This is a genomic window from Massilia sp. Mn16-1_5 (assembly GCF_004798585.1).
In the GTDB taxonomy this organism is placed as follows: domain Bacteria; phylum Pseudomonadota; class Gammaproteobacteria; order Burkholderiales; family Burkholderiaceae_D; genus Telluria.
The window spans coordinates 1-23,258 of sequence record NZ_PPXQ01000018.1; the positions used below are offsets into that span (position 1 = coordinate 1).

26 protein-coding genes, 1 pseudogene and 1 riboswitch are annotated in these 23,258 nt (G+C 63.2%); of the genes and pseudogenes, 11 read left to right on the top strand and 16 right to left on the bottom strand.

The window, feature by feature from the left end:
• Nucleotides 1-542: 542 nt before the first annotated feature.
• From C2862_RS19830 to C2862_RS19850, 5 genes are all read right to left on the bottom strand, one after another.
• A complete protein-coding gene (locus C2862_RS19830; RefSeq protein WP_136221872.1) occupies nucleotides 543-803 on the bottom strand; it encodes a hypothetical protein in 261 nt (86 codons plus the stop codon).
• A gap of 106 nt (nucleotides 804-909) precedes the next feature.
• Nucleotides 910-1,179 carry a hypothetical protein gene (locus C2862_RS19835; protein WP_136221873.1) on the bottom strand — a complete coding sequence of 90 codons (270 nt, stop codon included), beginning with the start codon at nucleotides 1,177-1,179 and terminating at the stop codon, nucleotides 910-912.
• A 746-nt stretch (nucleotides 1,180-1,925) separates the two neighbouring features.
• A complete protein-coding gene (gene recN / locus C2862_RS19840; RefSeq protein ID WP_136221874.1) occupies nucleotides 1,926-3,590 on the bottom strand; it encodes a DNA repair protein RecN in 1,665 nt (554 codons plus the stop codon).
• Nucleotides 3,591-3,624: 34 nt separating this feature from the next.
• On the bottom strand, nucleotides 3,625-4,527 hold the full coding sequence (locus C2862_RS19845) for an NAD kinase (protein ID WP_136221875.1): 903 nt from the start codon (nucleotides 4,525-4,527) through the stop codon (nucleotides 3,625-3,627).
• 129 nt (nucleotides 4,528-4,656) lie between these two features.
• Nucleotides 4,657-5,649 (bottom strand): DUF3667 domain-containing protein, encoded by a 993-nt coding sequence (locus C2862_RS19850; protein ID WP_136221876.1) that lies wholly within the window; start codon nucleotides 5,647-5,649, stop codon nucleotides 4,657-4,659.
• Between the two features lie 129 nt (nucleotides 5,650-5,778).
• Here C2862_RS19850 and C2862_RS19855 point away from each other — a divergent pair, with 129 nt between their 5' ends.
• The 6 genes and pseudogenes from C2862_RS19855 (at nucleotide 5,779) to C2862_RS26020 (ending at nucleotide 9,604) form a co-directional block, all read left to right on the top strand.
• Nucleotides 5,779-6,105: a hypothetical protein gene (locus C2862_RS19855; protein WP_136221877.1), complete on the top strand. Its 327-nt coding sequence runs from the start codon at nucleotides 5,779-5,781 to the stop codon at nucleotides 6,103-6,105.
• Complete coding sequence (locus C2862_RS19860; protein WP_136221878.1) at nucleotides 6,102-6,533, top strand: OsmC family protein; 432 nt, start codon at nucleotides 6,102-6,104, stop codon at nucleotides 6,531-6,533. The genes C2862_RS19855 and C2862_RS19860 overlap by 4 nt, the downstream gene beginning before the upstream one ends.
• Before the next feature lie 161 nt (nucleotides 6,534-6,694).
• Nucleotides 6,695-7,108, top strand: coding sequence for a lactoylglutathione lyase (gene gloA, locus C2862_RS19865; protein ID WP_136221879.1), 414 nt, complete (start codon nucleotides 6,695-6,697; stop codon nucleotides 7,106-7,108).
• Between the two features lie 65 nt (nucleotides 7,109-7,173).
• Nucleotides 7,174-7,324: riboswitch (FMN riboswitch) on the top strand.
• A 109-nt stretch (nucleotides 7,325-7,433) separates the two neighbouring features.
• The gene (gene ribB, locus C2862_RS19870) at nucleotides 7,434-8,078 is read left to right on the top strand and encodes a 3,4-dihydroxy-2-butanone-4-phosphate synthase (protein WP_136221880.1); all 645 of its coding nucleotides are present in this window, start codon (nucleotides 7,434-7,436) and stop codon (nucleotides 8,076-8,078) included.
• A gap of 179 nt (nucleotides 8,079-8,257) precedes the next feature.
• Nucleotides 8,258-8,935 (top strand): annotated as a pseudogene (locus C2862_RS26015) (hypothetical protein); the annotation flags it as partial.
• Nucleotides 8,936-9,283: 348 nt separating this feature from the next.
• Nucleotides 9,284-9,604 (top strand): hypothetical protein, encoded by a 321-nt coding sequence (locus C2862_RS26020; protein WP_373888269.1) that lies wholly within the window; start codon nucleotides 9,284-9,286, stop codon nucleotides 9,602-9,604.
• A gap of 83 nt (nucleotides 9,605-9,687) precedes the next feature.
• Here the strand turns inward: C2862_RS26020 and C2862_RS19880 are convergent, their stop codons facing one another.
• The 5 genes from C2862_RS19880 to C2862_RS19900 all read right to left on the bottom strand — a co-directional run bounded on the left by C2862_RS19880 (nucleotide 9,688) and on the right by C2862_RS19900 (nucleotide 13,959).
• Nucleotides 9,688-11,019: a TolC family outer membrane protein gene (locus C2862_RS19880; RefSeq protein WP_136221882.1), complete on the bottom strand. Its 1,332-nt coding sequence runs from the start codon at nucleotides 11,017-11,019 to the stop codon at nucleotides 9,688-9,690.
• 39 nt (nucleotides 11,020-11,058) lie between these two features.
• Nucleotides 11,059-11,382 (bottom strand): rhodanese-like domain-containing protein, encoded by a 324-nt coding sequence (locus C2862_RS19885; protein WP_136221883.1) that lies wholly within the window; start codon nucleotides 11,380-11,382, stop codon nucleotides 11,059-11,061.
• Nucleotides 11,383-11,392: 10 nt separating this feature from the next.
• Entirely contained in the window at nucleotides 11,393-12,046 is a 654-nt protein-coding gene (locus C2862_RS19890) for a protein-L-isoaspartate O-methyltransferase (protein ID WP_136221884.1), read from the bottom strand.
• Between the two features lie 275 nt (nucleotides 12,047-12,321).
• A complete protein-coding gene (locus C2862_RS19895; protein WP_136221885.1) occupies nucleotides 12,322-12,972 on the bottom strand; it encodes a TetR/AcrR family transcriptional regulator in 651 nt (216 codons plus the stop codon).
• 93 nt (nucleotides 12,973-13,065) lie between these two features.
• Entirely contained in the window at nucleotides 13,066-13,959 is an 894-nt protein-coding gene (locus C2862_RS19900) for an SDR family oxidoreductase (protein WP_136221886.1), read from the bottom strand.
• Nucleotides 13,960-14,096: 137 nt separating this feature from the next.
• Here C2862_RS19900 and C2862_RS19905 point away from each other — a divergent pair, with 137 nt between their 5' ends.
• On the top strand, nucleotides 14,097-14,354 hold the full coding sequence (locus tag C2862_RS19905) for a YkgJ family cysteine cluster protein (protein ID WP_136221887.1): 258 nt from the start codon (nucleotides 14,097-14,099) through the stop codon (nucleotides 14,352-14,354).
• Here the strand turns inward: C2862_RS19905 and C2862_RS19910 are convergent, their stop codons facing one another.
• Nucleotides 14,355-14,561, bottom strand: coding sequence for a hypothetical protein (locus tag C2862_RS19910; RefSeq protein WP_136221888.1), 207 nt, complete (start codon nucleotides 14,559-14,561; stop codon nucleotides 14,355-14,357).
• Nucleotides 14,562-14,622: 61 nt separating this feature from the next.
• Entirely contained in the window at nucleotides 14,623-15,042 is a 420-nt protein-coding gene (locus tag C2862_RS19915; RefSeq protein WP_136221889.1) for a hypothetical protein, read from the bottom strand.
• 246 nt (nucleotides 15,043-15,288) lie between these two features.
• Between C2862_RS19915 and C2862_RS19920 the strand changes: the two genes are divergently transcribed.
• From C2862_RS19920 to C2862_RS19930, 3 genes are read left to right on the top strand one after another with little or no spacing between them, the layout of a single operon-like run.
• On the top strand, nucleotides 15,289-16,140 hold the full coding sequence (locus C2862_RS19920) for an undecaprenyl-diphosphate phosphatase (protein WP_136221890.1): 852 nt from the start codon (nucleotides 15,289-15,291) through the stop codon (nucleotides 16,138-16,140).
• Nucleotides 16,141-16,156: 16 nt separating this feature from the next.
• Nucleotides 16,157-18,004 (top strand): DNA helicase RecQ, encoded by a 1,848-nt coding sequence (gene recQ, locus C2862_RS19925; RefSeq protein ID WP_136221891.1) that lies wholly within the window; start codon nucleotides 16,157-16,159, stop codon nucleotides 18,002-18,004.
• A gap of 31 nt (nucleotides 18,005-18,035) precedes the next feature.
• Complete coding sequence (locus C2862_RS19930; RefSeq protein ID WP_136221892.1) at nucleotides 18,036-19,313, top strand: sugar MFS transporter; 1,278 nt, start codon at nucleotides 18,036-18,038, stop codon at nucleotides 19,311-19,313.
• A gap of 48 nt (nucleotides 19,314-19,361) precedes the next feature.
• On the opposite strand, the gene trmB is transcribed toward C2862_RS19930, so the two are convergent.
• A complete protein-coding gene (gene trmB, locus C2862_RS19935; protein WP_136221893.1) occupies nucleotides 19,362-20,042 on the bottom strand; it encodes a tRNA (guanosine(46)-N7)-methyltransferase TrmB in 681 nt (226 codons plus the stop codon).
• Between the two features lie 178 nt (nucleotides 20,043-20,220).
• Here trmB and C2862_RS19940 point away from each other — a divergent pair, with 178 nt between their 5' ends.
• Nucleotides 20,221-21,339: a succinylglutamate desuccinylase/aspartoacylase family protein gene (locus tag C2862_RS19940; RefSeq protein ID WP_136221894.1), complete on the top strand. Its 1,119-nt coding sequence runs from the start codon at nucleotides 20,221-20,223 to the stop codon at nucleotides 21,337-21,339.
• A gap of 3 nt (nucleotides 21,340-21,342) precedes the next feature.
• Here C2862_RS19940 and C2862_RS19945 read toward each other — a convergent pair whose 3' ends face one another.
• From C2862_RS19945 to C2862_RS19955, 3 genes are all read right to left on the bottom strand, one after another.
• Nucleotides 21,343-22,011, bottom strand: a complete 669-nt coding sequence (locus C2862_RS19945) for a DUF6064 family protein (protein ID WP_136221895.1) — start codon at nucleotides 22,009-22,011, stop codon at nucleotides 21,343-21,345.
• Entirely contained in the window at nucleotides 22,008-22,934 is a 927-nt protein-coding gene (locus tag C2862_RS19950; RefSeq protein WP_210736083.1) for an aldo/keto reductase, read from the bottom strand. Before C2862_RS19950 ends, C2862_RS19945 begins: the two co-directional genes overlap by 4 nt.
• A 79-nt stretch (nucleotides 22,935-23,013) precedes the next feature.
• Complete coding sequence (locus tag C2862_RS19955; protein ID WP_136221896.1) at nucleotides 23,014-23,253, bottom strand: holin; 240 nt, start codon at nucleotides 23,251-23,253, stop codon at nucleotides 23,014-23,016.
• Between the last annotated feature and the right edge of the window lie 5 nt (nucleotides 23,254-23,258).

The window sequence follows — 23,258 nt, forward strand, 5'->3', positions numbered from 1 at the left end:
GCTTGCGCCGCCAGACCGTCTTTTCTGAACGATCTACGCCGTGCAGCTGAAAGACATTCTTTGCCAAGTCGACCCCAACGCGGATAATCTTCATGACGGACTCCTTCTTCCTAAACCGGTAGTGTGGGAACTCCAGTTTGGCACTTGCGTGCCCTCAGGGGGAGGAGGAGTCCATCCCATTGCTTCGGGTCGTTTGCGGTCGGTGGTCATTGATCTGTAGAGTCAAGTGCTTACGCACGGGTAGCGGGATCGTTCTACACCCTCGAAAGGTGAGAGTTTTTGTGAGTGCTCCAGGAAAAGATTGGGCAGAACAGCGTGGGTTTAGCAGTTTTCCGCATATGATGCGGGACTTCCGCAGCAAAAACAGACACCATTTCCCACTTTGGACAAAGTAATGGCCGTGGGAATGCCTGGATTCTTCACACGCTCACAAAAGTTCTCACCTTTCGGTTGTCGATCGCATCAGGAACGGCTGGCTAGGCACGCGTGGGATGGTACACCGTCACAGCCAACGGCAGCCCACGACCCAGAGCAGACCTTCATCACGATAGGTCAGCTAGGGCTGCTGCAAGCTCCCCGTCGTACATCTCGCTGTCGTCGTCGTAGCGAGCCTCAATCCTGCACTTCGCTTCTGGCACGACAATCGAGAGACCTACTCGCTGTCGAATGAAGGTCGCAAGCACACCGTTTGCCACCTGGCCTATGGAAACTGCCCAATTTTCACGGCATCGCCGGATCAGATTCGAATCGAATTCCGGCTCTATCCAAGGTCCTTCGATATCGCCTACAGATCGTTGTTCCATTCATGTCATCCTGTCGCAGGTATGTCCGCTCCTGGCCGGTTGCGGTCGTTCGGTTGCGTCTGCTTCCGACCCGAAGCGGACATAGCGGACGTGCCTAAGCTTAACTCTAGCCGCCCTCTATTTTGATCGCGTTTAACTGCTCGATTTGGTGCGCTCTTAACTCCTCAGAGTAGAGTTCTGAGGATGAAGCAAAGGGCTTGTACACTCCGAGATCGTACATTTCGTAATACTTTGACATGGCTTCTGTCCAGGACGATGCTTCAAACGTGGCGACTAAGCGGGCATCGTTCTTTACAAATTGCTGCGGCCTTCCGTCAGACACGAAGACCGATACTCCGTCTTCATCTTCCCAGACTTCATGTAGCAAAGATGCCATTGTGCCCTCGATGGATAATTGATTAGCCGAGTGCAGAAAGGATAACTGCGGAACGACCGCTTTTGGCCGATTGCAGACAATCGGGGGAGAATAGCATGTTGCCAGGCCGAAAAATCTCTCGGAGTGTTACGAACGTCTGGAATCGTTCCGAAGCGGACGTCGCAAAATGCTCCGCTCAATTGCTTGGCATCTTTGTGACTGTGAGGTAGCCAGCCGCATGTCTTTCGATAGCATGGGCACCGGTATCATTGGCATACATCGTCCGGGTGGTCCGGCCTGCTCTGCCAGCAGGAGAGCCAGGAGGGTGAAGCACCCGGAAGAATGCATGCTTGGACTCGAATGAGCTTGGGAAGGCATCGATTTGCACAAGATTTTCGCTTGGTGGAGGTGCGATACGGGCCCTGCTATCGGCAGGTAGCTCGATGGTCGCCACGGTCCGCATGATATGGAACTCGCCATGCCCCTCAATGCAGATCGGTAAGAATTCGAGTTCAACGAATGATGCAAGTGCTCCCTTCAAGGCAGAAGATACGGCAAGTGCGTTGGGATTGAAGAGAACGCTAGTCGCCCCCTGCTCTGGGCGGTGCAACTTGAGTGATGGCGGCACCCATGCTTCTGTAAGCGGCGCAGCCAATGAAAGGCGGTCATCGTTCCACAAGTACGCATCATCATCAAACCAAGCCGCAGCAAACGAGCCATCGGCCTTTGGCCGATAGCGGACATTCCACCGCACGCATGTACCGGAGCTATGACGCCAGCAACTCCCGCGCATGCTTGCGCGTCGTCTCCGTAATCTCGATCCCGCCCAGCATCCTCGCCACCTCCTCCACGCGTGCCCGGTTGTTGAGGACCTCGATGCGCGACACGGTACGGCCTTCGCCCGTCGTTCCCTTGGCCACCTGGAAGTGCTGGTTCGCCTGGCTCGCCACCTGCGGCAAGTGGGTCACGCACAGCACTTGCCGCTCCTGGCCGAGGCGCTTCAGCAGGCGCCCCACCACTTCGGCGACGCCGCCGCCGATGCCGCTGTCGACCTCGTCGAAGATCAGGGTCGGCGTGGTGGTGGCGTTCGAGGTGATGACGGAGATCGCGAGCGAGATACGCGCCAGTTCGCCGCCCGAGGCGACTTTCGCGAGCGGACGCGGGGCGACGCCGGCGTGGCCCGCCACCAGGAACTCGACGACCTCGAGGCCGTGCGCGCCCGGTTCGCCCGGATTCAGCGCGACCTCGAAACGGCCGCCGCCCATGCTCAGTTCCTGCATGGCTTGCGTCACCTGCTCGCTCAGCGCGCGGGCGGCATGCATGCGGCGGTTCGAGAGGCGCTCGGCCACCTTGCGGTAGGCCGCTTCGGCCTTGGCTTCCTGGCGTTTGAGACCTTCCATGTCGCTGGCATCGGCCAGCTGGCGCAGCTTGGCGGCGAGGGTTGCGTGTTCTTCGTGCAGCTCTTCCGGCGTCACGTGGTACTTGCGCGAAGCGCTGTGCAGCGCGTCCATGCGCGCGTCGACTTCGCGCAGGCGGGCCGGGTCGAGTTCGACCTTGTCAATGTAGCTGTTCAATGCGTACACCGCTTCCTGCAGCTGGATGCGCGCCGGTTCCATGCAGTCGAGGACCGCCTGCAGTTCGGCGTCGACGTCGACCAGCTTACCGAGCTTGGTATTCAGCGAGGACAGCTGCGACAGGATCGGGTGGTCGGATTCGGAGATCGCGGCCAGCGCCTCTTGCGCGCCTTCGATCAGGCTGGCGGCATGCGACAGGCGGCTGTGCTCGTTGGTGATTTCAAGCCACTCGCCCGCTTTCGGCGCCAGTTTATCGAGCTCGCTCACCTGCCATTCCAGGCGCTCGCGCTCGATCAGCACGTTCTTCGCGTTGGTTTCGTATTCCTCGCGCTGGCGCGACAGCGCACGCCAGGCGCGCCAGGCGACGGCGACTTCCTGCGCTTCCGCAGCGGCGCTTGGGTCGCGCACGGCGATCTGGTTGTCGAGCAGGGCGCGCTGGGCGTCGGATTTCAACAGAGATTGGTGCGCGTGCTGGCCGTGGATGTCGACCAGCATCTCGCCCAGCTCGCGCAACTGGCCGGCGGTGGCGGCGATGCCGTTGATATAGGCTTTCGAGCGGCCGGCGTTGTCGATCACGCGGCGCAGCAGCGCTCCGCCCTCTTCCACGGCGAACTCGTTCTGTTCGAGCCAGCTGATGGCCGCATCCGTGAGTGCGAAGTCGGCGCTGATGTCGGCCTTGGCCGCGCCTTCGCGCACCATGCTCGCTTCGCCGCGCCCGCCCAGGGCCAGCTGCAGCGCATCGATCAGGATCGATTTGCCGGCGCCGGTCTCGCCGGTGAAAACCGAGAAGCCGCGGGCGAATTCGAGTTCGATGGCGTCGACGATGACGAAGTCGCGGATGGTCAGTGTGCGCAGCATGAAAAAAGGAGTCTCCCGGGGGTTTGGAATAGTTTTACTTCAGCTTGCCGTCGTTCGACGGGTATTCGTGCCAGTGCAGCTTTTCGCGCAGCGTGTGGTAGTAGCTCCAGCCTTCCGGATGGAGGAAGGTGATGGTGTTCGGCGAACGCGAGATGACGATTTCGTCGCCATGCTGCAGCGACGCGAAGGTTTGCATATCGAAGTTCACCGAAATGTCGCGGCCGCTGACGATTTCGACCACGATCTCGCTGGTGTCGGGAATGGCGATCGGGCGGTTCGACAGCGCGTGCGGCGCGATCGGCACCAGCACGATGCCCTGCAAACTCGGATGCAGCAACGGGCCGCCGGCCGACAGCGCATACGCCGTGGAGCCGGTCGGCGTCGAGACGATCAGGCCGTCCGAGCGCTGGTTGTACATGAAGTGGCCGTCGACGGTGACGCGCAATTCCGCCATGCCGGCGCCGCTGCCACGGGCGACGACGACGTCGTTCACCGCCACGCCGCAATAAATCATTTCGCCGGCGCGCATCACGCGCCCTTCGAGCAGGGTGCGCTTTTCGGCCCGCGCCTTGCCCTGCAGGATTTCCTCGAGGGCCGGCAGCATGCGCTCGACCGGAATGTCGGTAATGAAACCGAGGCGGCCGAGGTTGATGCCGATGAGGGAAATGTCGTACTTGGCGAGCTGGCGCGCGATGCCGAGCATGGTGCCGTCGCCGCCCATGACGATGACCAGCGGCACTTGCTCGCCGATCTCGGCGACAGTCATGGATTCGACTTCCGGCATGCCGAGGTGGGCGGCCGTGTCGGCTTCGAAGACGACGCGGTGCCCGGCCTGCTGCAGGAAGGCGACGATGCTCGCCACCGGCTCTTCGATGCCGGCTGTATTTTGCCGCACCACCAGCGCGATGATCGATTGCGATTCGGGTGTTACGGGCATAAGGTCTCTCGGCGAAGGGTGGGCGAACACGGGGGAGATTAACCGATAATCCCAGCCGCTGCCACCCGGCCGCGCATCAAATACTGTACAGATGCACAGTATAGATGCGAGGGCTGTGATACCGCAAGATCAGGCGATCACGGCCAATGCCGCGGCGGCGGCAATCGCCATAGCGATACAGAAAAGGTGCAAGGTCATCAGCACGATCCAGCGCAGCGCGGTGAGCAGGCGCGAGCCGCCATACACCTTGCGCATCGCAGTCGGCAGGTAGAACACCAGCCATACCCAGAGCCCGAACCCGACCAGGGGCACAACGTCCGGCACCAGCAGCCACAAGCTCAGCGCCAGGAAGGCAAAGGCATTCGTGTGCAGCGCGAACAGCAGGTGCTCGCCATAACGCCGGCCCGAGCCGAGATAAAGCAGCTTGAGCAGTGCCGCGAACACCGGCATCAGCGCGAAGATCGCATACGGGGTGTAGCTCGACAGGGCGCGCAGCAGCGCGTCCTTGCGCTCCTTCTCCGGCAATTGAAAGAAGTGCGCGACCTTTTTGCCCAGTGCCGGATGGATCGAGGCCGCGAATTTCTCGGCCTTGGCGTCATCGCCTTCGTCGAGTGTGATCACGTCTCCGTCCTGGTTCTTCGGGCGAGCGCGGCGCCGCTCTTCCCTTTCCTGCTGCCTTGCCTGCTCCCTCGCACGCGCTGCCGCTTCAACAGTGGCGTTCCGTGGCGTGCCTGCCGTCTGCTGCACCGATACCTCCGCCTTCCCTGCGGAAGGGGCATCCGCTGTGCCATCGCCCAAATGGACTCCGCCAAGCTTGAAGATCGCAAAGAAAATAATACTGAAGCTCAGGTACAGGCGCAGCGGCTCGACATAGCGCACGCGCTTGCCTTCGATGTAGTCGCGCGTCAATCGTCCTGGCCGGAACAGCAGCAGCGCCACCGACTTCCAGAGCTTGCCTTCCAGCGCCACGTAATGGGCGATGAATTCGTGCAGGAATTCGCGCGCGCTCGGCACGTGCAGGTGCGCCGGCTGGCTGCACCCTTGGCAGAACTTGCCGGCAATGACGGTGCCGCAGTTCGGGCAGGCGATGTCGGCATGGGACAACTGAAGGTCGTTTTTCACGGCGGCGTCCGGCAAGGATACGAAACCATCATGGTAACTAGATAATTGCAAAAAAGCATCATCCAATTGCGCGACTGGCCTGGAAGCGACACGTTAGGATTCATACAAGAGTCAGCAGAGGAGAACACCATGGTTATCGAAACCAAAGATCGCTTCGTCAACACCGATGCGAAGATCGAAAACGACGGCGTCAAGCGCCAGCCGCACGAGCGCGACGAATCGCCCGACGGCCAGGACCAGGAACCGCGCGGCATCATGAAACAGGCCGCCGAAGACCTGCAGCAAGGCCTGGTCGACACCGACCTGCGCAACACGCCCGGTATCAGCGAAGCCGTCGATCCGAAGGCCGGCGCCACCGGCCAGGCCAATCCACAACCCGACCGCCACGACTCGATGCGCGACCACGATGCAGCGCGCCTCGCGTCGGGCAACAATAACCAAGGAAAGAAACCATGACCATCAAACGTAATGGCAGCGCCGTATGGAGCGGCGGTTTGAAAGACGGCAAGGGCGCCGTATCGACCGGCAGCGGTGCGTTGAAAGAGCAGCCGTATGGCTTCAATACCCGCTTCGAAGATAGCCCTGGAACCAACCCGGAAGAACTCATCGGCGCGGCTCACGCCGGCTGCTTCACCATGGCCCTTTCCGGCCAGCTGGGCAAGGCCGGCATGACCGCGCAGGAACTTCGTACGACGGCCACCGTCTCGATGGAAAAGCAGGGAGAAGGTTTCAGCATTACCGCCGTCCACCTGGACCTGGTCGCGAAGATTCCCGGCGCCAGCCAGGAAGCCTTCGACCAGGCAGCCAACACCGCCAAGGAAAACTGCCCGGTGTCGAAGCTCCTGAATGCCGAGATCACCCTGACTTCGCGCCTGGAGAACTGAGTTTCAATAAATGTAGGGTGGACGGCTTTGCCGCTACGCGTGATGCGGGCATTTAGCCCGCATCACTCCACGCGTTCACGCACGTTCGCATGCAGCGGTCAGCAGGATTTCCCTCCACCGCATAAAATTCCAGCTTTCCGATTCATCAAGAAAGACAAACCATGCGCTTCCTGCACACCATGCTCCGCGTCGGCAACCTCGACCGTTCGATCGACTTCTACACCAAGGTGCTCGGCATGAAACTGCTGCGCACCAGCGACAATCCCGAATACAAGTACAAGCTCGCCTTCCTCGGCTACGGCAGCAATCCCGAGCACGCCGAGCTCGAGCTGACCTACAACTACGGCACCGAGAGCTACGACATGGGCACCGCCTATGGCCACATCGCCATCTCGGCCGAAGACATCTACGCCACCTGCGAGGCCGTGCGCGCCGCCGGCGGCAACATCACGCGCGAGCCGGGCCCGGTCAAGGGCGGCACCACCGTGATCGCGTTCGTCACCGATCCGGACGGCTACAAGATCGAGTTCATCCAGCGCCGTGATGACCAGCCTGCAGGCGGCCTGAACAACTAAGTCCTGCCCGGCAGCATCCCCACGATGCTGCTACAATCGGCGAGCCTGATTTCCAGGCAACACAAATACGTCTTCGGGGCGGGGTGGAATTCCCCACCGGCGGTAGGACCGGCAACGGTCGAGCCCGCGAGCGCCTGTTCTCTCCCGAGAACAGGGTCAGCAGATCTGGTCAGATGCCAGAGCCGACGGTCATAGTCCGGATGAAAGAAGATGTGCGTTATTGCGCTTGGAGCACAAGCCTGCCTGTGGCCGGCTGCCGTGTTCCGTGCGTGCCTTCGCTTGCCCTGATGCGTTTTTCGCCAACTGACCGCGAGGAGCGTTTCACATGTTAGTCAACACTTACACTCTCTACAGTCCTGACCTGGACGGCCGCATCGAAGCAGCACTGGCCGCAACCCGGGCGGGCATCCCCGTCATCCTGCTTGACGACTTCGACCGCGAGAACGAAGCCGACCTGATCGTCGCCGCCGAAAAACTGAGCGTCGAGACGATGGCCCTGATGATCCGCGAATGCAGCGGCATCGTCTGCCTGTGCCTGTCGGCCGACAAGGTGCGCACGCTGGAACTGCCGCCGATGGCGCCCGAGAACGGCAGCCGTTACGGCACGCCCTTCACGGTCTCGATCGAGGCGCGCGACGGCGTCACGACCGGCGTCTCGGCCCAGGACCGGGTCACCACCATCCGCGCCGCCATCGCGCCTGACGCGAAGCCGGAATACCTGGTGCGTCCGGGCCACGTGTTCCCGCTGCGCGCCACGCCCGGCGGCGTGCTGGCACGCGCCGGCCATACCGAGGGCTCGGTCGACCTCTCCATCATGGCGGGCCTGCAGCCGGCCGCCGTGCTGTGCGAACTGATGAATCCGGACGGCACCATGATGCGCGGCGAAGCCATCGAACGCTTCGCCGAGGAGCGCGGCTTCCCGATCCTGACGATTGCCGAGCTGATCGCGTGGCGCAAGCGGCAGGCATAAGCGCGGCAGGACAAACGGCGCTCCGGCGCCGTTTTGCTTTTTAAAAAGCTTTCTTTGAGTCGTCATTGCACACCGTCAACGATCCGTTTGACCGGCGCCAAGCAAACTCTTCGATACGACAATGCGGCCGCGCCCTCCGTCCTAGACTGGGTCAACCAACTCATCAATGGAGGCGCGCCATGTTCGGTTCCCGTTCAGGAAAACCATCCACCCTGCCCCGCCTGGCCGCATCGGCGGCTGCTTTTGCACTGGCCACGCTGCTGGCCGGCTGCGGTGGCGGCGATGGCGGCTACCAGCCGCCCCCCGCGCCCTCATCGCCGGCTGCACCGACGCCGCCGGTCGAGCCGGCACCACCGCCTGCCCCGACGCCGCCAGTCGTTCCGGCACCGCCAGCCGACCCGGCACCGCCCGCCGATCCGCCGCCCCTTGGCGATCTCGGCCCGCTCTACGATTTCACCGAACTCAACCTGCCCGGTACGCGTTTCGGCGTCATCAACCGCCTGGGTATTGCAAATGGCGGACTGGTCGCCGGCAGCATCTGGGGCGCGACCGACTACCCGCGCGCCTTTTTTTATAACGGCAGGACCCTGATCGATCTCGGCACCTTCGGCGGCCTGGGCGCCCGGGCGTCCTCGGTGAACCGCTGCGGCCAGGTGACCGGCTTTGCCCTGACCGAGGCCAACGCGGCCCACGCCTTCCTCTACGATGGCCGCCTGCACGACCTGGGCTCGCTGGGCGGTACCGAATCGGAGGGCACCGTCATCAGCACCTGCGGCAAGGTCGCCGGCTTCTCCGGCACGCGCGTCGGCGGGCAGCATGCTTTCTATTACGACGGCATGGCCATGCGCGATCTCGGCACCTTCGGGGGCAACAACTCGGGGGCGACCGACATGAATTCGGTCGGCCAGGTGGTCGGCTATGCCGACATCCCCGGCGGGGGCGTGGCGCATGCGTTCCTGTACGACGCCCGCACCGGGGCCCCGATCCAGGACATCGGGCCGGCCGGCCGCCTGTCGCACCCCGCCGATATCAATGAGGCCGGCCAGGTGGCAATGGACACGCGCCTGCCCGGCAGCCAGGAAATACGCGCTTACCGCTACGATGCCGCCACCGGCACCCTGCTGGATCTCGGCCTGCTGCCCGGCGCCCAAGGGGCGGAACCGAGTGCAATCAACGACAGCGGCCACGTCGTCGGCCACCTTTTCATGTATCCGGATGACCGCCAGATCGCCTTCCTGCACGACGGCACAAGCATGCGCAGCCTGGGCACGCTGAACGGCGGCTCGTCTTCCGACGCGCGCGCGATCAACGCCGGCGGCCTGGTGGTCGGTGCGGCCATCGCCGGGCCGTCCGGTCCCCTGCACGCGGTCGCATGGGGACCCGGCTATGGTCTGGTCGACCTGAATACGCGGGTAACAAACCTGCCGTCCGGGGTAGAGCTGCGGGAAGCGGTGGCAGTGGCCGACGATGGCGCGATTGCCGTGCATACGAATGTCGGCCTGGGGCTGCTGCGTCCACGGAAATAAATCGCGAAAAGAAAACGGCGCCGTGCAAGGGCGCCGTCGTTTATTTGCATCCTGATCTCAGGATGCAAATTTTATGTGCACGCTTACTTTTGCAGCAGGTTGTTCACCGGCACCAGATCGGCTTCGCGCAGCGAGCCGGACGCGGCCTTCAGGCGCAGGCCGTTCAGGATCGTGTTGTAGCGGGCACGGGCGAGATCGGTACGGGTCGAGTACAGCTGGCGCTGGGCGTTCAACACGTCGATGTTGATACGCACGCCGACCTGGTAACCCAGCTTGTTGGATTCGAGCGCCGACTGGCTCGACACCTCGGCTGCCTGCAGCGCCTTGACTTGCGCCAGGCCGCTGTTCACGCCGAGGAAGGCCTGGCGCGCCTGCAGGGCCGCGTTGCGGCGCGTCGCTTCGAGGTCGTTTCTCGCCTTGTCTTCCAGCGCGATGGTTTCGCGCACGCGGCTGCTCACGCCGAAGCCGCTGAAGATTGGCACCGTCCACTGCACGCCGATGGCGTTGTTGCGGGTGTCGCCCGAACCGGCGCTGCGGCCGGCAACGTCGGTGCGCGAGGAGCTGGCGACCAGGTCCAGGGTCGGCAGGTGGCCGGCGCGGCTCTTCGAGATTTCGCGCTTGGCCGATTCGACCGACAGCTGGGCGGCGGTGACGCCGTAGTTCTGGCTTTCGGCCGAGGACACCCATTGGTCGACCGTGGCCGGCTGCGGCGGCGCCAGCGTGATGCCGGTTTGCAGCGGCGCCAGCGTGCCCGGTTCGGCGCCGATGATCGCCTGCAGCGCGCTGCGCTTGTTGTCCAGGTCGTTCACGGCGGCGAATTCCTGCGCCACCACCAGGTCATACGCGGCTTGCGCCTCGTGGGTATCGGTGATGGTCTGGGTGCCGACTTCGAAGTTGCGCTTGGCCGATGCGAGCTGCTCGGTCACGGCGGTCTTTTGCGCGCGGGTCGATTCCAGGGTGTCCTGGGCCGACAGCACGTCGAAATAGGCTTGCGCCACACGGGTGATCAGGTCTTGCTGGGCCTGCGCGAACTGGGCTTCGGCAATCGCCTGCGCCAGCTTGCTTTGCTCGTAAGTCTGCCAGCGGTCCCAGCGGAACAGCGGCTGGCTCAGCGCCAGGGTGTACTGGTTGCTGCGCAGGTTGGAGCCGCCGGCGACGAAGCCGTCTTGCGACACGCTGAACTGCGAGACGTCGCTGTTGTTCTTGGTGTAGGCGCCCGACAGGCCGACCGTCGGCAGCAACCCCGCCCGCCCCTGGGGTACGCGTTCCCGGCCGGCCGCGAGCGAAGCGCGGGCGCTGGCGAAGGTGGCGTCGTTGGCCAGGGCCTGCTGGTACACCTGGATCAGGTCGATCGCGTGCGCATTGAGCGACACGAAAGCGCTGGCCAGCAGCACGGCGATGAGGGGTTTCTGCATTATGGTCTCCGTCGGAGTCATCAAGGTTTGGAAAACAGATCAATACTTCGGCATCGCCGGATCGACCTGCACGGCCCAGGCGTGTATTCCGCCCGTCAAATTCGTTACGTTCTCGAACCCGTTACGTTCGAGGAAAGCCGCCACCTGCATGCTGCGCGCACCGTGGTGGCAGATGCAGACGATGTCCTGATCGTCCGGCAGTTCGCCGGCGCGGATCGGGACCAGGTGCATCGGGATCTGGGTCGAGCCTGCGATGTGGCAGGTCTCGAATTCCCAGTTCTCGCGCACGTCGAGCAGGAGCGGACGCGGCTTCGATTCATCCGCCAGGCGCTGCGCCAGCTCCGGCGCGGTCATGTGTTGCATGTCAATCGCCTCAGAAGGTGAAGCGCGACGGAGTCGGCGCACCCGACAGCTGCTTGACGTTGGTCTCGAACACGGTCACGGTGTCGTAGGCCGCTTCCGAGACGCGCGTCACCAGCACGCACTGCATGGCCGGCGCACGGCCGACGATGGCGGCGATGCGACCGCCGACTTTCAGCTGCTTCAGGAAGGTTTCCGGCAGGTTCTCGAGGGCGCCCGAGATGACGATCACGTCGTACGGCGCATCCTTTTCCCAGCCGTTGGCGCCATTGCCTTCGACCACGCTGATGTTGCCGATGCCGGCTTTCTGGATGTTCTGTTCGGCCAGCGCCTTGATTTCCGGCGAGATCTCGACCGTCGTCACGTGGCGCGCCTGGTGCGCCATCAGGGCTGCCATGTAGCCCGAGCCCGCGCCGACTTCCAGCACGTTCTCGTGTTTTTTGAGGTTCAGTTCCTGCAGGATGCGCGCTTCGATCTTCGGATTGAACATCGCTTCGCCGCCCGGCAGAGGAATCTCGACGTCGGCGAACGCCAGGTTCTGGTAGCCCTGCGGCACGAACTGTTCGCGCTTGACCACGTGCAGCAGGTCGAGCACGTCCTGGTCCAGCACGTTCCATGGACGGATCTGCTGTTCGATCATGTTAAAGCGGGCTTGTTCGATATTCATCTTGGTACTCGGCGGAAAGGAAATAATCCCGTATTTTATCGTTGAACTGCCGGAGAGCGGGTGAAATACGCTTCAGGGCAAGGCGCATCGTCGAAGACAGTACTTTAGTACGGCGAGACGGTGCAACGCAGCCATGGAGCGTATTTCACTCGCTCTCTGGACGCACATCTTATCGGGATGCTATCCAGATAAGGCGAAATTGCGACAGTCTGCAGTTTGGAGGGGGTGAACGCCGGGAATCCGGCGCCATAGCGATGAGCAATGAGCGATGCGCGTCAGGGCGCCTGGGTGCTCGCGGGCAGCAAGCCGTGCAGGGCCATGTCAAGGAAGGTGTTCAGGAAAGCCTGGGGTTCGAGGTCGCCGCGCTCGCAGGGACCGACCGAATGCTTCCAGGTGACGAGCATCAGCATCGGCGCGATCAGCACCTGGGTCATCTGGGTGATATTGATGTCGCGGAACTCGCCGCGCTTGACGCCCCGCTCGAGCATGCTGGAGAACATGCGGGTGCCGCGGCTGATGACTTCTTCCTGATAAAACTTGGCCAGTTCCGGGAAATTCCCCGCCTCCGCCATGACCAGCTTGCCGATGCCGGACACTTTATTGGCGCCGATCCGTTCCCACCAGTCCATCAGCACCTTGCGCAGCAGGTCGGCGCTATGGCCATCGAAACCGGCGATCGAGGACTCGGCCTCGGCCACGACCGGCACGATACTGGTGCGCACCACGGCCTTGAACAATTCTTCCTTGTTCTCGAAATACAGGTACAAGGTGCCCTTCGAGACGCCGGCGCGGCGCGCGACATCCTCCAGGCGAGTGGACGCAAAGCCGCGCTCGACGAACAGGTCGATGGCGGCGGCCAGCAGCTCTTGTGGACGAGCATCCTTGCGGCGCTCCCAGCGCGGCTTGGTGTCAATGGGGCATTCCATGCTTCTGTCCGACAACTTGGTATTAAGTCATCGAATATAGACCCGGGCTCGGGGGTAGTCAAGCAGGGTTCGTCTCTTGCCGCCGTAGGGTATTTACATCGTCTTGCCGCTGCCGTAGATGCGGCCCTCGCCGCCCGCCTGGTACAAGCTGCCGGCCGGGTTGCGCGGCGCCGAGTCCGTCTGCTGGCGCGGCACCTGGAACACCGACAGCACGTCGACCACCCCGGGCACCAGTTTTTCCATGGCCACATCCAGGCTGGCCATGGTGCCGACCTTCAGGTTGCGCGTCGGCGTGGTCGCCGCCTGCAGGATCGCGTCGGCCACTTGGTGCGGATCGAGCTGGGGAGAAGGCAGCTTCGGTTCGCGGTCCAGGTAATTGCGTGCGTGCTGGGGCAGCGGCGTGTCGACCGCCGTCGGCTGGATCAGGCTGATCGAGACGGGCGCCCCCTCGACGTGTGCGACCTCGATGCGCAGCGCATCCGTGAACCCTTTGACGGCATGTTTACTGGCCGAATACATGCCCTGCAGCGGAATCGCCACCTCCGATGCCTCGCTGCCGACATTCACCAGCGCGCCGCCCGTCATGCGCAGATGCGGCAGCGCCGCCAGCGAACCATTGACCATGCCCCAGAAATTAATGTCGAACAGGCGCCGGCTGTCCTCCTCGCGGACCTCGTCCAGCCGCCCGTAGATCGTGCTGCCGGCGCAATTGACCCAGGTATCGATGCGGCCGAAATGCGCGATCGCGCGCCGCGCCACTTCCTCGACTTGCCCCCGGTCGGCGACATCGGCCACCACGTGGATCGCCTCATGACCGCCCGTCGCCAGCCCATCGGCAATCGCCTCCAGCACCTCGCCGCTCCTCGCCACCAGCACCAGTTTCGCCCCGCGCGCGGCGGCATCCTGGGCCGTGGCCAGGCCGATGCCGCTGGAGGCGCCGGTGATGACGATGACTTGCTGGTTGAGGGGTTTGAGCGAGCTGGCCATGTCAAAAAACTCCGGAAGTCGAGGTGCGCCAACCATAGCAGGATCGCTTCGGCCGCAGCGCTCGCTTTCGCTTCGCGTCGCTGGTGATGGCCTGCGGGGAACGGTATACTGCGCGGTCCCCTCTCTCAATTCGTCCCATGAACTGCCGCGACCACTGCGGTGCCTGCTGCACCGCCCCTTCGATCACCAGCCCGCTTCCTGGCATGCCCAACGGCAAGCCGGCCGGTGTGCGCTGCGTGCAGCTGGACGAGCACAACCGCTGCCGCGTGTTCGGGAAACCCGAGCGGCCAGCATTTTGCGGCGGCTTGCAGCCGTCAAGGGAAATGTGCGGGGAGAATCGCGAGCAGGCGATTCGCTGGCTCGATGAGCTGGAACGGGCGACGGCGCCGGGTTAATCATCCGGGTTCGTCATCGTCCTGCGTCACCAGCCCCGGCACCCGCTTGCGCTTCTTCTTTTTCACGGTGGCCGAGATTTCCTGGCCCGGCTTGATCTTCGGCGGCGGCGCGACCGGCAAGGGAAAGCCGAGGAACACCATGATGAACAGGATTGGCAGCAGCAGATAGAAAAGTGGCCGGCGCCAGTTGAGCTTTTGTTTCAGCATTGCCAATAGATGAGTATTGACAATGCCGCTTCAAGGGCCGGCGCTTACGTATGCATCAAATTCAGGCGGCAGCCCGGTGCGCCATGCCGCGCCTGGTCTGCTGCACCTGGGCAAACAAGGCCCCCAGCGTCATGCGCTCGTCCCAGATCTCGTCCAGCGCCACGCCGTAGCGCTTGCGCAATTCCTTCGCCAGGCGCTCGACTTCGCTCGCATCGGGAATCCATTTGGCCGGATGCAAAGCGCGATACACGCCGATCAACTGATCGTCGGGACGGAATTTCTGGGTTTCGGCAGAGCGGAAAGAAAAGGCGTCGGCAAACAGGGAGAGGAATTCGCCGATCTGGCGCTTGGTGGCCGAGGGAAAGGCGCGGCGCCACAGGCGGGCCTGGGAGGTGCGTGCACGGAAGGGATTGGGAATCTGTCCGATGGCAAGGGCGGACCATGCAACCGCCAGCAAGACCAGGATTGCAACAATACTCATCGTCGTACGGCAGAGTGAATCATGAAATCAGTCTAGCACGTGATTCGGCGCCGTGGACACACTGCGCCGCACTATCGTGTTCACGGCGCGTACGCAACAGAAACATACTAATTGGGCAAGTTTAAGGGCAGAAAATAGCGGACTCTCCGCCTCCGGGCTCAGCGGCACTGCCCCCGCTCGTGGTAAGCTTCAGCCCCGCGCAGCTTCTCCACCCGCTACTCCCCCGCTACTTACGTTAAAGAATTCATGGATATTCTTCTCGCCATCAAGGCGATCATCATGGGCCTGGTCGAGGGCTTCACGGAATTCCTGCCGATCTCCTCTACCGGCCACCTGATCCTGGCGGGCAGCCTGCTCGAGTTCACGGGCGAAAAAGTCAAAGTGTTCGAAATCGCGATCCAGGCCGGCGCCATGCTGGCCGTGATCTGGGAGTACCGCGAACGCATCGCGCGCGTGCTGAGCGGCATGTTCAGCGAACGCCGCCAGCAGAAGTTCGTGATCAACCTGGTCGTCGCCTTCCTCCCGGCCGCGCTGCTCGGCCTGGTCTTCGCGCACGCGATCAAGACGCATCTGTTCAAGCCGGTGCCAGTCGCGCTCGCCTTTATCATCGGCGGCCTGATCATCCTGTGGGTCGAGCGCCGTCCGAAGGGGAAGGAAAAGCAGCAGGGCATGCCCCACACTTGCCGCGTCGAGACCGTCGACGAGATGACGGTACTCGATGCGTTTAAAGTCGGCTGCGCCCAGGCCTTTGCGCTGATCCCCGGCACCAGCCGTTCCGGCGCAACCATTATTGGCGGCATGCTGTTCGGCCTGTCGCGCAAGGCCGCCACCGAATTTTCCTTTTTCCTCGCCATTCCGACCCTGCTGTCCGCGACCGTCTATTCCGTCTACAAGGAACGTGCGCTGCTGTCGATGGCCGATCTGCCGATGTTCGCTGTCGGAGGACTTGCCGCCTTCGTGTCGGCCTTCCTGTGCGTGCGCTGGCTCCTGCGCTACATCAGTTCGCACGACTTCACGATCTTCGCCTGGTACCGTATTGTGTTCGGCGTGATCGTCCTCGTCACCGCTCATTACGGACTGGTGAACTGGGCGGAATGAGCCCGAAAGCAACCCGATGAACATCGAACCGATCGTCCACGACACTGAGCAGGACATTGAGGCGCGCGCGCTGCACGTGCTGCAGACCGTGTTCGGCTATCCCGCCTTCCGCGGGCAGCAGGCCGACATCGTCCATCACGTGGCCAAGGGCGGCGATGCCCTGGTCCTGATGCCGACAGGCGGCGGCAAGTCGCTGTGCTACCAGATTCCCGCGCTGCTGCGTGAGGGCGTGGGCGTCGTCATCTCTCCGCTGATCGCGCTGATGCAGGACCAGGTCGATGCACTGGAAGAGGTCGGCGTGCGCGCCGCCTTCCTGAACTCGACCCAGACCTTCGAGGAAACCCTGCGTATCGAGCGCCTGGTGCGCACCGGGGAAATCGACCTCGTCTATGTGGCGCCCGAGCGCCTGATGACCCAGCGCTGCCTCGACCTGTTCCTCGATTCGCGCATCTCGCTGTTCGCGATCGACGAAGCCCACTGCGTCTCGCAATGGGGCCACGATTTCCGGCCCGAATACATTCGCCTGTCGATCCTGCACGAGCAGTTTCCGAATGTGCCGCGCATCGCCCTCACGGCCACCGCCGACCAGCAGACCCGCGACGAGATCGCACACCGCCTGCAGCTCGATGACGCGCGCCAGTTCGTTTCTTCCTTCGACCGCCCGAACATCCGTTATTCGATCGTCGAGAAGACGACTGGACGCAAGCAGCTGCTCGATTTCATTACCACCGAGCATCCGGGCGACTCCGGCATCGTGTACTGCCTGTCGCGTAAAAAAGTGGAAGAGACAGCCGACTTCCTCAACGAGAACGGCATCCGCGCCATGGCTTATCACGCCGGCATGGAGCATGCGAAACGCGCCGACAACCAGGCCCGCTTCCTGCGCGAAGAAAACATCGTGATGGTGGCGACCATCGCCTTCGGCATGGGCATCGATAAGCCGGACGTGCGTTTCGTCTGCCACCTGGACCTGCCGAAAAGTATCGAGGGCTATTACCAGGAGACGGGCCGCGCCGGCCGCGACGGCATGCCGGCCAGCGCCTGGATGGCCTATGGTTTACAAGACGTGGTCTTGCAGCGCCGCATGATCGACGAGTCCGAAGCCGACGAAACGTTCAAACGCGTCTTGTCGATGAAGCTCGACGCCATGCTGGGGCTGTGCGAAACGCTGTCCTGCCGGCGCATGCGCCTGCTCGACTATTTCGGCGAGCGCTCCGGTCCCTGCGGCAACTGCGATACCTGCCTGATTCCGCCGGTGTCCTTCGATGCGACGGTACCGGTGCAGAAACTGCTGTCGGCGATCTACCGCGTCGACCAGCGCTTCGCTGCCGGCCACGTGATCGACGTGCTGCGTGGCGTGCAGACCGACCGCATCAGCCAGTGGCACCACGATTCCCTGTCCGTGTTCGGCATCGGCAATGACCGCAGCGAGCAGGAATGGCGCGCCATCGTCCGCCAAACCATTGCCCTCGGGCTGGTGACGGTCGACCACGATGCCTACAGTTCATTAAAACTGACCGACGCCGCGCGCCCCGTATTAAAGGGTGGGCAGAAGGTGCAGCTGCGCCAGTACCAGAAGCCGGTCAAGCCGAAGCGTAGCTTCGCTTCCTCGAAAGGCTACGAGGAAATGGAGCTGTCGAAATCCGAACAAGCCCTGTTCGAGCGCCTGCGTTCCTGGCGCATGGGCGCCGCGCGTACGCACGGCGTGCCGGCTTATGTCGTGTTCCAGGATGCGACGCTGCGCGAGATCGCCAAGGTCAAACCGACGTCGCTCGAGCAATTGCGCGGCGTGTCGGGCGTCGGCGAAAAGAAACTGGTTTCCTACGGCGACGAGATCGTCGATATCATCAACGAAATGCTGTAGCACTGCGCCGCGGCACGATTCACTTATCCCTATGCACATCGATTCACCCGCGGCCGCTTCATCGACCTCCAGCGTGCCGGCAAATGCCGGCAGCCTGCAGACCTTTGTCTTCGCGCTGTTCTTCATCTTCGGCGGCATCACGAGCCTGAACGACGTCATCATCCCAAAGCTGAAGGATTTATTTACGCTCAGCTATGCGCAGGCGATGCTGGTGCAGTCGGCATTCTTTGCTGCCTACTTCATCGTCTCGATCCCGGCCGCCGCCATCGTGCGCCGCATCGGCTACATGCGCACCGCCGTCGTCGGCCTGCTGACCATGACGGCCGGCTGCCTGCTCTTCATTCCCGCCTCCTCGTCCGGCGTGTTCGCCACCTTCCTGGTCGCGCTGTTCGTGCTGGCGTCCGGCATCACGATCGTGCAGGTGGTGGCCAATCCCCTGATTTCGCTGCTGGGCGCACCGCAAACGGCGCACAGCCGCCTGACCTTTGCCCAGGCCTTCAATTCGCTGGGCACGACCGTGTTTCCGTATGTCGGCGCGATCCTGATCCTGGGTTCGCTCGCCACCATCGATCCACGTACCCTGTCCGGCGTGGCACTGGACGCCTACCGCGCCGCGGAAACGCGCGTGGTCGTGCACACCTATATCGGCCTGGCGATTGCGCTGAGCATCGTTGCCGCGCTGGTCTGGCACAACCGCAAGAAGCTGGTGGAAACGAAGGCGCCGAAGGTCAGCATGCTGCGCGCCTTCGAACTGCTGCGCCAGCCACGTTTTGCCTTCGGTGCCGCCTGCATCTTCCTGTACGTGGGCGCCGAGGTGGCGGTCGGTTCGCTGATCGTCAACTACCTGATGGAAGCGAACGTGCTCGGCCTGGATGCGGAAGCCGCGGGCAAGCACGTGCCCCTGTACTGGGGCGGCGCGATGGTCGGCCGCTTTATTGGCGCGGCCCTGTTGCGCATGTTTTCGCCCGGTAAGGTGCTGGCCTGCGCGGCCGGCATGACGATCACGCTGTTGATCGTGTCGGCGAATACGACAGGGATGGTCTCGGGCTGGGCGCTGCTGGCGGTGGGGCTGTTCAATTCGATCATGTTCCCGACCATTTTCTCGCTGGCCTGCGAAGGGCTCGGGGAACGTGCGGCGGAAGGATCGGGGCTGATCTGCATGGCGATCGTGGGCGGGGCGATCGTGCCGCTGATCACGGGACATGCGGCCGATAGCGTCGGCCTGAAAATGGCGCTGATCGTGCCGGCGCTGTGCTACGCCATCATCCTGTGCTTCGGGATTTTTGCGCGCCGGCCACGGGCGGTATAAGCGTAGGGGTGGGCCAGGCCAATGGCCTGGCCCACCCCTACCTGCTGCTTACTTCTTCGTGAAGACGAGGTCCCACACACCGTGGCCCAACTTCAGGCCGCGGTTCTCGAACTTGGTCAGCGGCCGGTACGCCGGCTGCGGCGCATACCCTTCCGCCGTATTCGCCAGCTGCGGCTCGGCGCTCAGTACTTCCAGCATCTGCACGGCGTAATCTTCCCAGTCGGTCGCGAGGTGGATGTAGCCGCCCGGCTTTAGCTTCTGGCACAGCAGTTTCACAAACGCCGGCTGGATCAGGCGGCGCTTGTTGTGGCGTGCCTTGTGCCAGGGGTCCGGGAAATAAATGTGAAAACCGTCCAGCGAGCCGTCGGCGATCATGTGGTTCAGCACCTCGAAGGCATCGTGCTGGATCAGGCGCAAGTTCGTGATGCCCTGCTCGCCGATCTGCTTGAGCAGGCTGCCTACGCCCGGCGTGTGCACTTCGACGCCAATAAAATTCTTCTCTGGCATCTGGCGCGCGATGTGCGCCGTGGTGTCGCCCATGCCGAAGCCGATCTCGAAGATGGTCGGTGCCTGGCGTCCGAACGCGGCCGCGTAGTCGAGCGTTTCTTTCTTGTACTCGACCAGGAACTGCGGTCCGAATTCCTCGAAGGCGCGCGCCTGTCCCGTCGACAGCCGGCCGGCGCGGGTGACGAAACTGCGGATGCGGTGTTCGGTAGGGTCGTAAAGCATCGTACGGGCCGGGCCGTTGTTGGGCGTGTCTTCGGACATGGGAATGTGGGTATGAGGAGAGAACGGCGGACATTATAGCCTACGGTCCTGCCTGAACAGCCTGTCCCAGCCGCGTGTGGTCATTCAGGCAATCTGCGCCATAATCGGGTTTTAGACACGCATTCGCCAAGGCTTGACCATGCATTCGACCAAACACCCGATCGCGATCGAAGACAACGTCGCCACCTTCCAGCTGACTTCCTTCCACTACGGCACGCCCGGCACCGGCAAGAAGGTGTACATCCAGGCCTCCCTGCATGCCGACGAGGTACCGGCGATGCTGGTCGCCCATTTCTTGCGCCAGGAACTGGACCGGCTCGACGCCGAGGGCCGAATAAAAGGCGAGATCATCCTGGTGCCGGCAGCCAACCCGATCGGCCTGTCGCAGACCATCCACGGCACGCCCTTCGGCCGCTACGACCTCTCGACCGGGGTGAATTTCAACCGCGCCTATAAACACGTTGCCGACGACCTCAAGCAGTCGCTCATTGGCAAGCTGGGCAAGGATGCCGACGCCAACGTCGCCCTGATCCGTGAACACGCCCGCGCATCGCTCGAGCAATGGGCGCCCGCGACCAGCGGCGGCCTGTTGAAAAAGATTTTGTTGTCGATGGCGATCGACGCCGACATCATGCTCGACCTGCATTGCGATAACGAGGCGGTGCTGCACATGTACGCCGGCGAACCGCTGGCCGAAGCGGTGCAGCCGCTGGCGACCCTGATGGGCGCGCATGCCGTGCTGCTGGCGCGCGAGTCCGGCGGCGAGCCTTTCGATGAAGCCTGCAGCCGCCTGTGGTGGGACCTGGCAGAACACTTTGGCCCCGAGGTCGCAATCCCGCCGGCCGGCATCGCCATCACGGTGGAGCTGCGTGGAGAGAACGACGTGCGCTACGACCTGGCCGAAGCCGACGCCCAGGCCCTGCTGCAATACCTGGCCCGCAACGGCGTGCTCGACATTCCAGTCACCCCGCTGCCCGAGCCGCTGTGCGCACCGACGCCGCTGGAAGCCGTCGAGCCGCTGTCCGCGCCGCACTCCGGCGTGCTGGTCTTCCTGAAACAGCTGGGCGACAAGGTCGAGGCCGAGGAAGCGGTGGCGGAAATCGTCAACCCGGTGACGGGCAAGGTCACGCCAATCCGTCCCAAGCACGCCGGCGTCCTGTTTGCCAGCACGGCGCACCGCCACCTGCTGCGTGGCATGCATGTTTGCAAGATCGCGGGGACGACGGGTTTCCGCGCGGGGAATCTGCTGGGGTCCTAAGCCTCAGCCGCGGCTACGCACCGCCGTCAGCAATCGTGCTCCCATTGCCAGCAGCGCCAGGATCGGCAACATCCAGGCCTGGCCCGCATGCAATTCCACCAGCGTGGCTGTGCTGATCGCGCACCACAGCAGCGGCACGATCCACAGCATCACGCCAGAGCGCCACAGCAGCAGGGCGGCACAGCTCAGGGCGACGGTGGGATCAGGCGCCAGGCCGAACAGTTCGGCACCAGTCCAGGGACGTCCGCTCAACGGGGCCAGCAAGGGATAGCCAAGCAGTGCGATGACAGCAATGATCAACCCCAGCCTGCCGAGCGACCCGACGGGCTGCGCCAGCCGCGGCTCCCTCTTCCGGCTCGCCAGCCAGAACAGCAGCACGGCGTGCAGCGCGAAGCCGAGCGCAAAGTAAGGTGCCCCCGTGTTGATCGTCGCATAGCGCTGGGCAAAATAATTCCAGGCAACGTGCAGCCAGGCCAGCGCTAGCAGCGCCGCCGCGATTCTCCCTGCCCGCGCGCCGCCCTGCACCAGGCAGATCAGCAGCGCGATGCCGATGCTGACGGCAAGCAGTTGAAACGGCCACAGCGCCAGGTTCTGCAATTCGAACAGGCGAAAATAGGTCGCCTTCGAGAACATCAGCAGGTCCGATAAACGGTAGGTCCACCATTCGCTCATGTCAGCCGCGCCACGTCTGCAGCGATGCGCCGGCGCAGGGCCGCGTCGGGCATCGGTCCGCGCGCGGCCAGCATGTTGTCGCGCGCGTGAAGCGGGTTGGACGTGGCGGGAATGACGCAACTGACACCCGGCTCGGCGACGATGAATTTCAGCAGCGCCTGCGCCCAGCTCGTGCAGCCGATCTCGGCGGCCCAGCCAGGCAAGGGTTTATTGGCCAGCGCTTGCGTCAAGTCTCCCTGGCGGAAGGGCCGGTTGACGATGACCCCGATCTTGCGTTCGCGCGCCAGCGGCAGGATGCGCGCTTCGATTTCCCGGTCGAGCACGTTGTAGCTGACTTGCACGAAGTCGAGCGGCTGGGTTTCCATGATTTTAATGAGCTCGCCATGCCGCCTGCCTTCGGAGGTGGTGATGCCGACGTAGCGCAGGCGTTTCTCCGCTTTCATTTGCTGCAGGGTGCGCAGGTGCTCTTCCCAGGCGAGCAGGTTATGCACTTGCAGCAGGTCGAAGCGCGGCACGCCCCACAGGCGGCGCGAGCTGTCGATCTGGGCCGGGCCGCGGGCGCCGGAACCGATCCAGACCTTGTCGGCCGAGAACAGCGCCTGCGGATGCTTGAGTTGCCCGAGGGCGTGGCCGATGACGGCCTGGGCCGAGCCGTACATCGGAGAAGAATCGATCAGGCGCCCGCCATTGGCCAGGAAGGCTTGCACGACTTGCGTGCACCTGGCACGTGCAGCCGGGTCGTCGCCGACGTTGAAGGTAATCCAGCTGCCGAGGCCGACGACGGGCAAGGCTTCGCCCGAAGAGGGAATCGGGCGTGTGAGCAGCGGACCGGGTGCCGCCGCCAGTAGCGGCCCGCACACGGCGGAGCCGGCGCCCGCAAGCATGGCGTGCAACAGTATCCTGCGTTCGGTAGAGTGCTTCATACCTGCTCCCGCAAACTGACTGACCGGCTGAGACGCCATGTCACCACAGTTTGGATGAGGATTCAATCGTGCCGACGCCTTATCCGTTGGTCTCCTTTCCCTTCAGCGCCGCCAGCCGTGCTTCGGTTTCCCGCATCGCCAGCTCGGCCTGGCGCTGTTCGCGCGCATCTTTTCGCAGCATATAGAACACGTTGAGGATGCAGGTCGTTAGGCCGGTCAGGATGCCGAAGGCCACCCCCACCCGCTCGAGCGTCATCGCGGAACCGATCGCCGTGATCGCACCCAGAATGCTCGAGATTTCAAAGATATGCCGTTTCATGCCTG

What these genes read in the sequence shown, in the direction of transcription:
- C2862_RS19895 (WP_136221885.1), bottom strand. Translation starts at nt 12,972, where the DNA reads ATGGAATGCCCCATTGACACCAAGCCGCGCTGGGAGCGCCGCAAGGAT.
- C2862_RS19860 (WP_136221878.1), top strand. Translation starts at nt 6,102, where the DNA reads ATGACCATCAAACGTAATGGCAGCGCCGTATGGAGCGGCGGTTTGAAA.
- C2862_RS19940 (WP_136221894.1), top strand. Translation starts at nt 20,221, where the DNA reads ATGCATTCGACCAAACACCCGATCGCGATCGAAGACAACGTCGCCACC.
- ribB (WP_136221880.1), top strand. Translation starts at nt 7,434, where the DNA reads ATGTTAGTCAACACTTACACTCTCTACAGTCCTGACCTGGACGGCCGC.
- C2862_RS19915 (WP_136221889.1), bottom strand. Translation starts at nt 15,042, where the DNA reads ATGAGTATTGTTGCAATCCTGGTCTTGCTGGCGGTTGCATGGTCCGCC.
- gloA (WP_136221879.1), top strand. Translation starts at nt 6,695, where the DNA reads ATGCGCTTCCTGCACACCATGCTCCGCGTCGGCAACCTCGACCGTTCG.
- C2862_RS19890 (WP_136221884.1), bottom strand. Translation starts at nt 12,046, where the DNA reads ATGAATATCGAACAAGCCCGCTTTAACATGATCGAACAGCAGATCCGT.
- C2862_RS19950 (WP_210736083.1), bottom strand. Translation starts at nt 22,934, where the DNA reads ATGAAGCACTCTACCGAACGCAGGATACTGTTGCACGCCATGCTTGCG.
- C2862_RS19855 (WP_136221877.1), top strand. Translation starts at nt 5,779, where the DNA reads ATGGTTATCGAAACCAAAGATCGCTTCGTCAACACCGATGCGAAGATC.
- C2862_RS19835 (WP_136221873.1), bottom strand. Translation starts at nt 1,179, where the DNA reads ATGGCATCTTTGCTACATGAAGTCTGGGAAGATGAAGACGGAGTATCG.
- C2862_RS19885 (WP_136221883.1), bottom strand. Translation starts at nt 11,382, where the DNA reads ATGCAACACATGACCGCGCCGGAGCTGGCGCAGCGCCTGGCGGATGAA.
- C2862_RS19830 (WP_136221872.1), bottom strand. Translation starts at nt 803, where the DNA reads ATGGAACAACGATCTGTAGGCGATATCGAAGGACCTTGGATAGAGCCG.
- C2862_RS19845 (WP_136221875.1), bottom strand. Translation starts at nt 4,527, where the DNA reads ATGCCCGTAACACCCGAATCGCAATCGATCATCGCGCTGGTGGTGCGG.
- trmB (WP_136221893.1), bottom strand. Translation starts at nt 20,042, where the DNA reads ATGCTTTACGACCCTACCGAACACCGCATCCGCAGTTTCGTCACCCGC.
- C2862_RS19905 (WP_136221887.1), top strand. Translation starts at nt 14,097, where the DNA reads ATGAACTGCCGCGACCACTGCGGTGCCTGCTGCACCGCCCCTTCGATC.
- C2862_RS19920 (WP_136221890.1), top strand. Translation starts at nt 15,289, where the DNA reads ATGGATATTCTTCTCGCCATCAAGGCGATCATCATGGGCCTGGTCGAG.
- C2862_RS26020 (WP_373888269.1), top strand. Translation starts at nt 9,284, where the DNA reads ATGTATCCGGATGACCGCCAGATCGCCTTCCTGCACGACGGCACAAGC.
- recN (WP_136221874.1), bottom strand. Translation starts at nt 3,590, where the DNA reads ATGCTGCGCACACTGACCATCCGCGACTTCGTCATCGTCGACGCCATC.
- C2862_RS19955 (WP_136221896.1), bottom strand. Translation starts at nt 23,253, where the DNA reads ATGAAACGGCATATCTTTGAAATCTCGAGCATTCTGGGTGCGATCACG.
- C2862_RS19900 (WP_136221886.1), bottom strand. Translation starts at nt 13,959, where the DNA reads ATGGCCAGCTCGCTCAAACCCCTCAACCAGCAAGTCATCGTCATCACC.
- C2862_RS19910 (WP_136221888.1), bottom strand. Translation starts at nt 14,561, where the DNA reads ATGCTGAAACAAAAGCTCAACTGGCGCCGGCCACTTTTCTATCTGCTG.
- C2862_RS19945 (WP_136221895.1), bottom strand. Translation starts at nt 22,011, where the DNA reads ATGAGCGAATGGTGGACCTACCGTTTATCGGACCTGCTGATGTTCTCG.
- recQ (WP_136221891.1), top strand. Translation starts at nt 16,157, where the DNA reads ATGAACATCGAACCGATCGTCCACGACACTGAGCAGGACATTGAGGCG.
- C2862_RS19880 (WP_136221882.1), bottom strand. Translation starts at nt 11,019, where the DNA reads ATGCAGAAACCCCTCATCGCCGTGCTGCTGGCCAGCGCTTTCGTGTCG.
- C2862_RS19930 (WP_136221892.1), top strand. Translation starts at nt 18,036, where the DNA reads ATGCACATCGATTCACCCGCGGCCGCTTCATCGACCTCCAGCGTGCCG.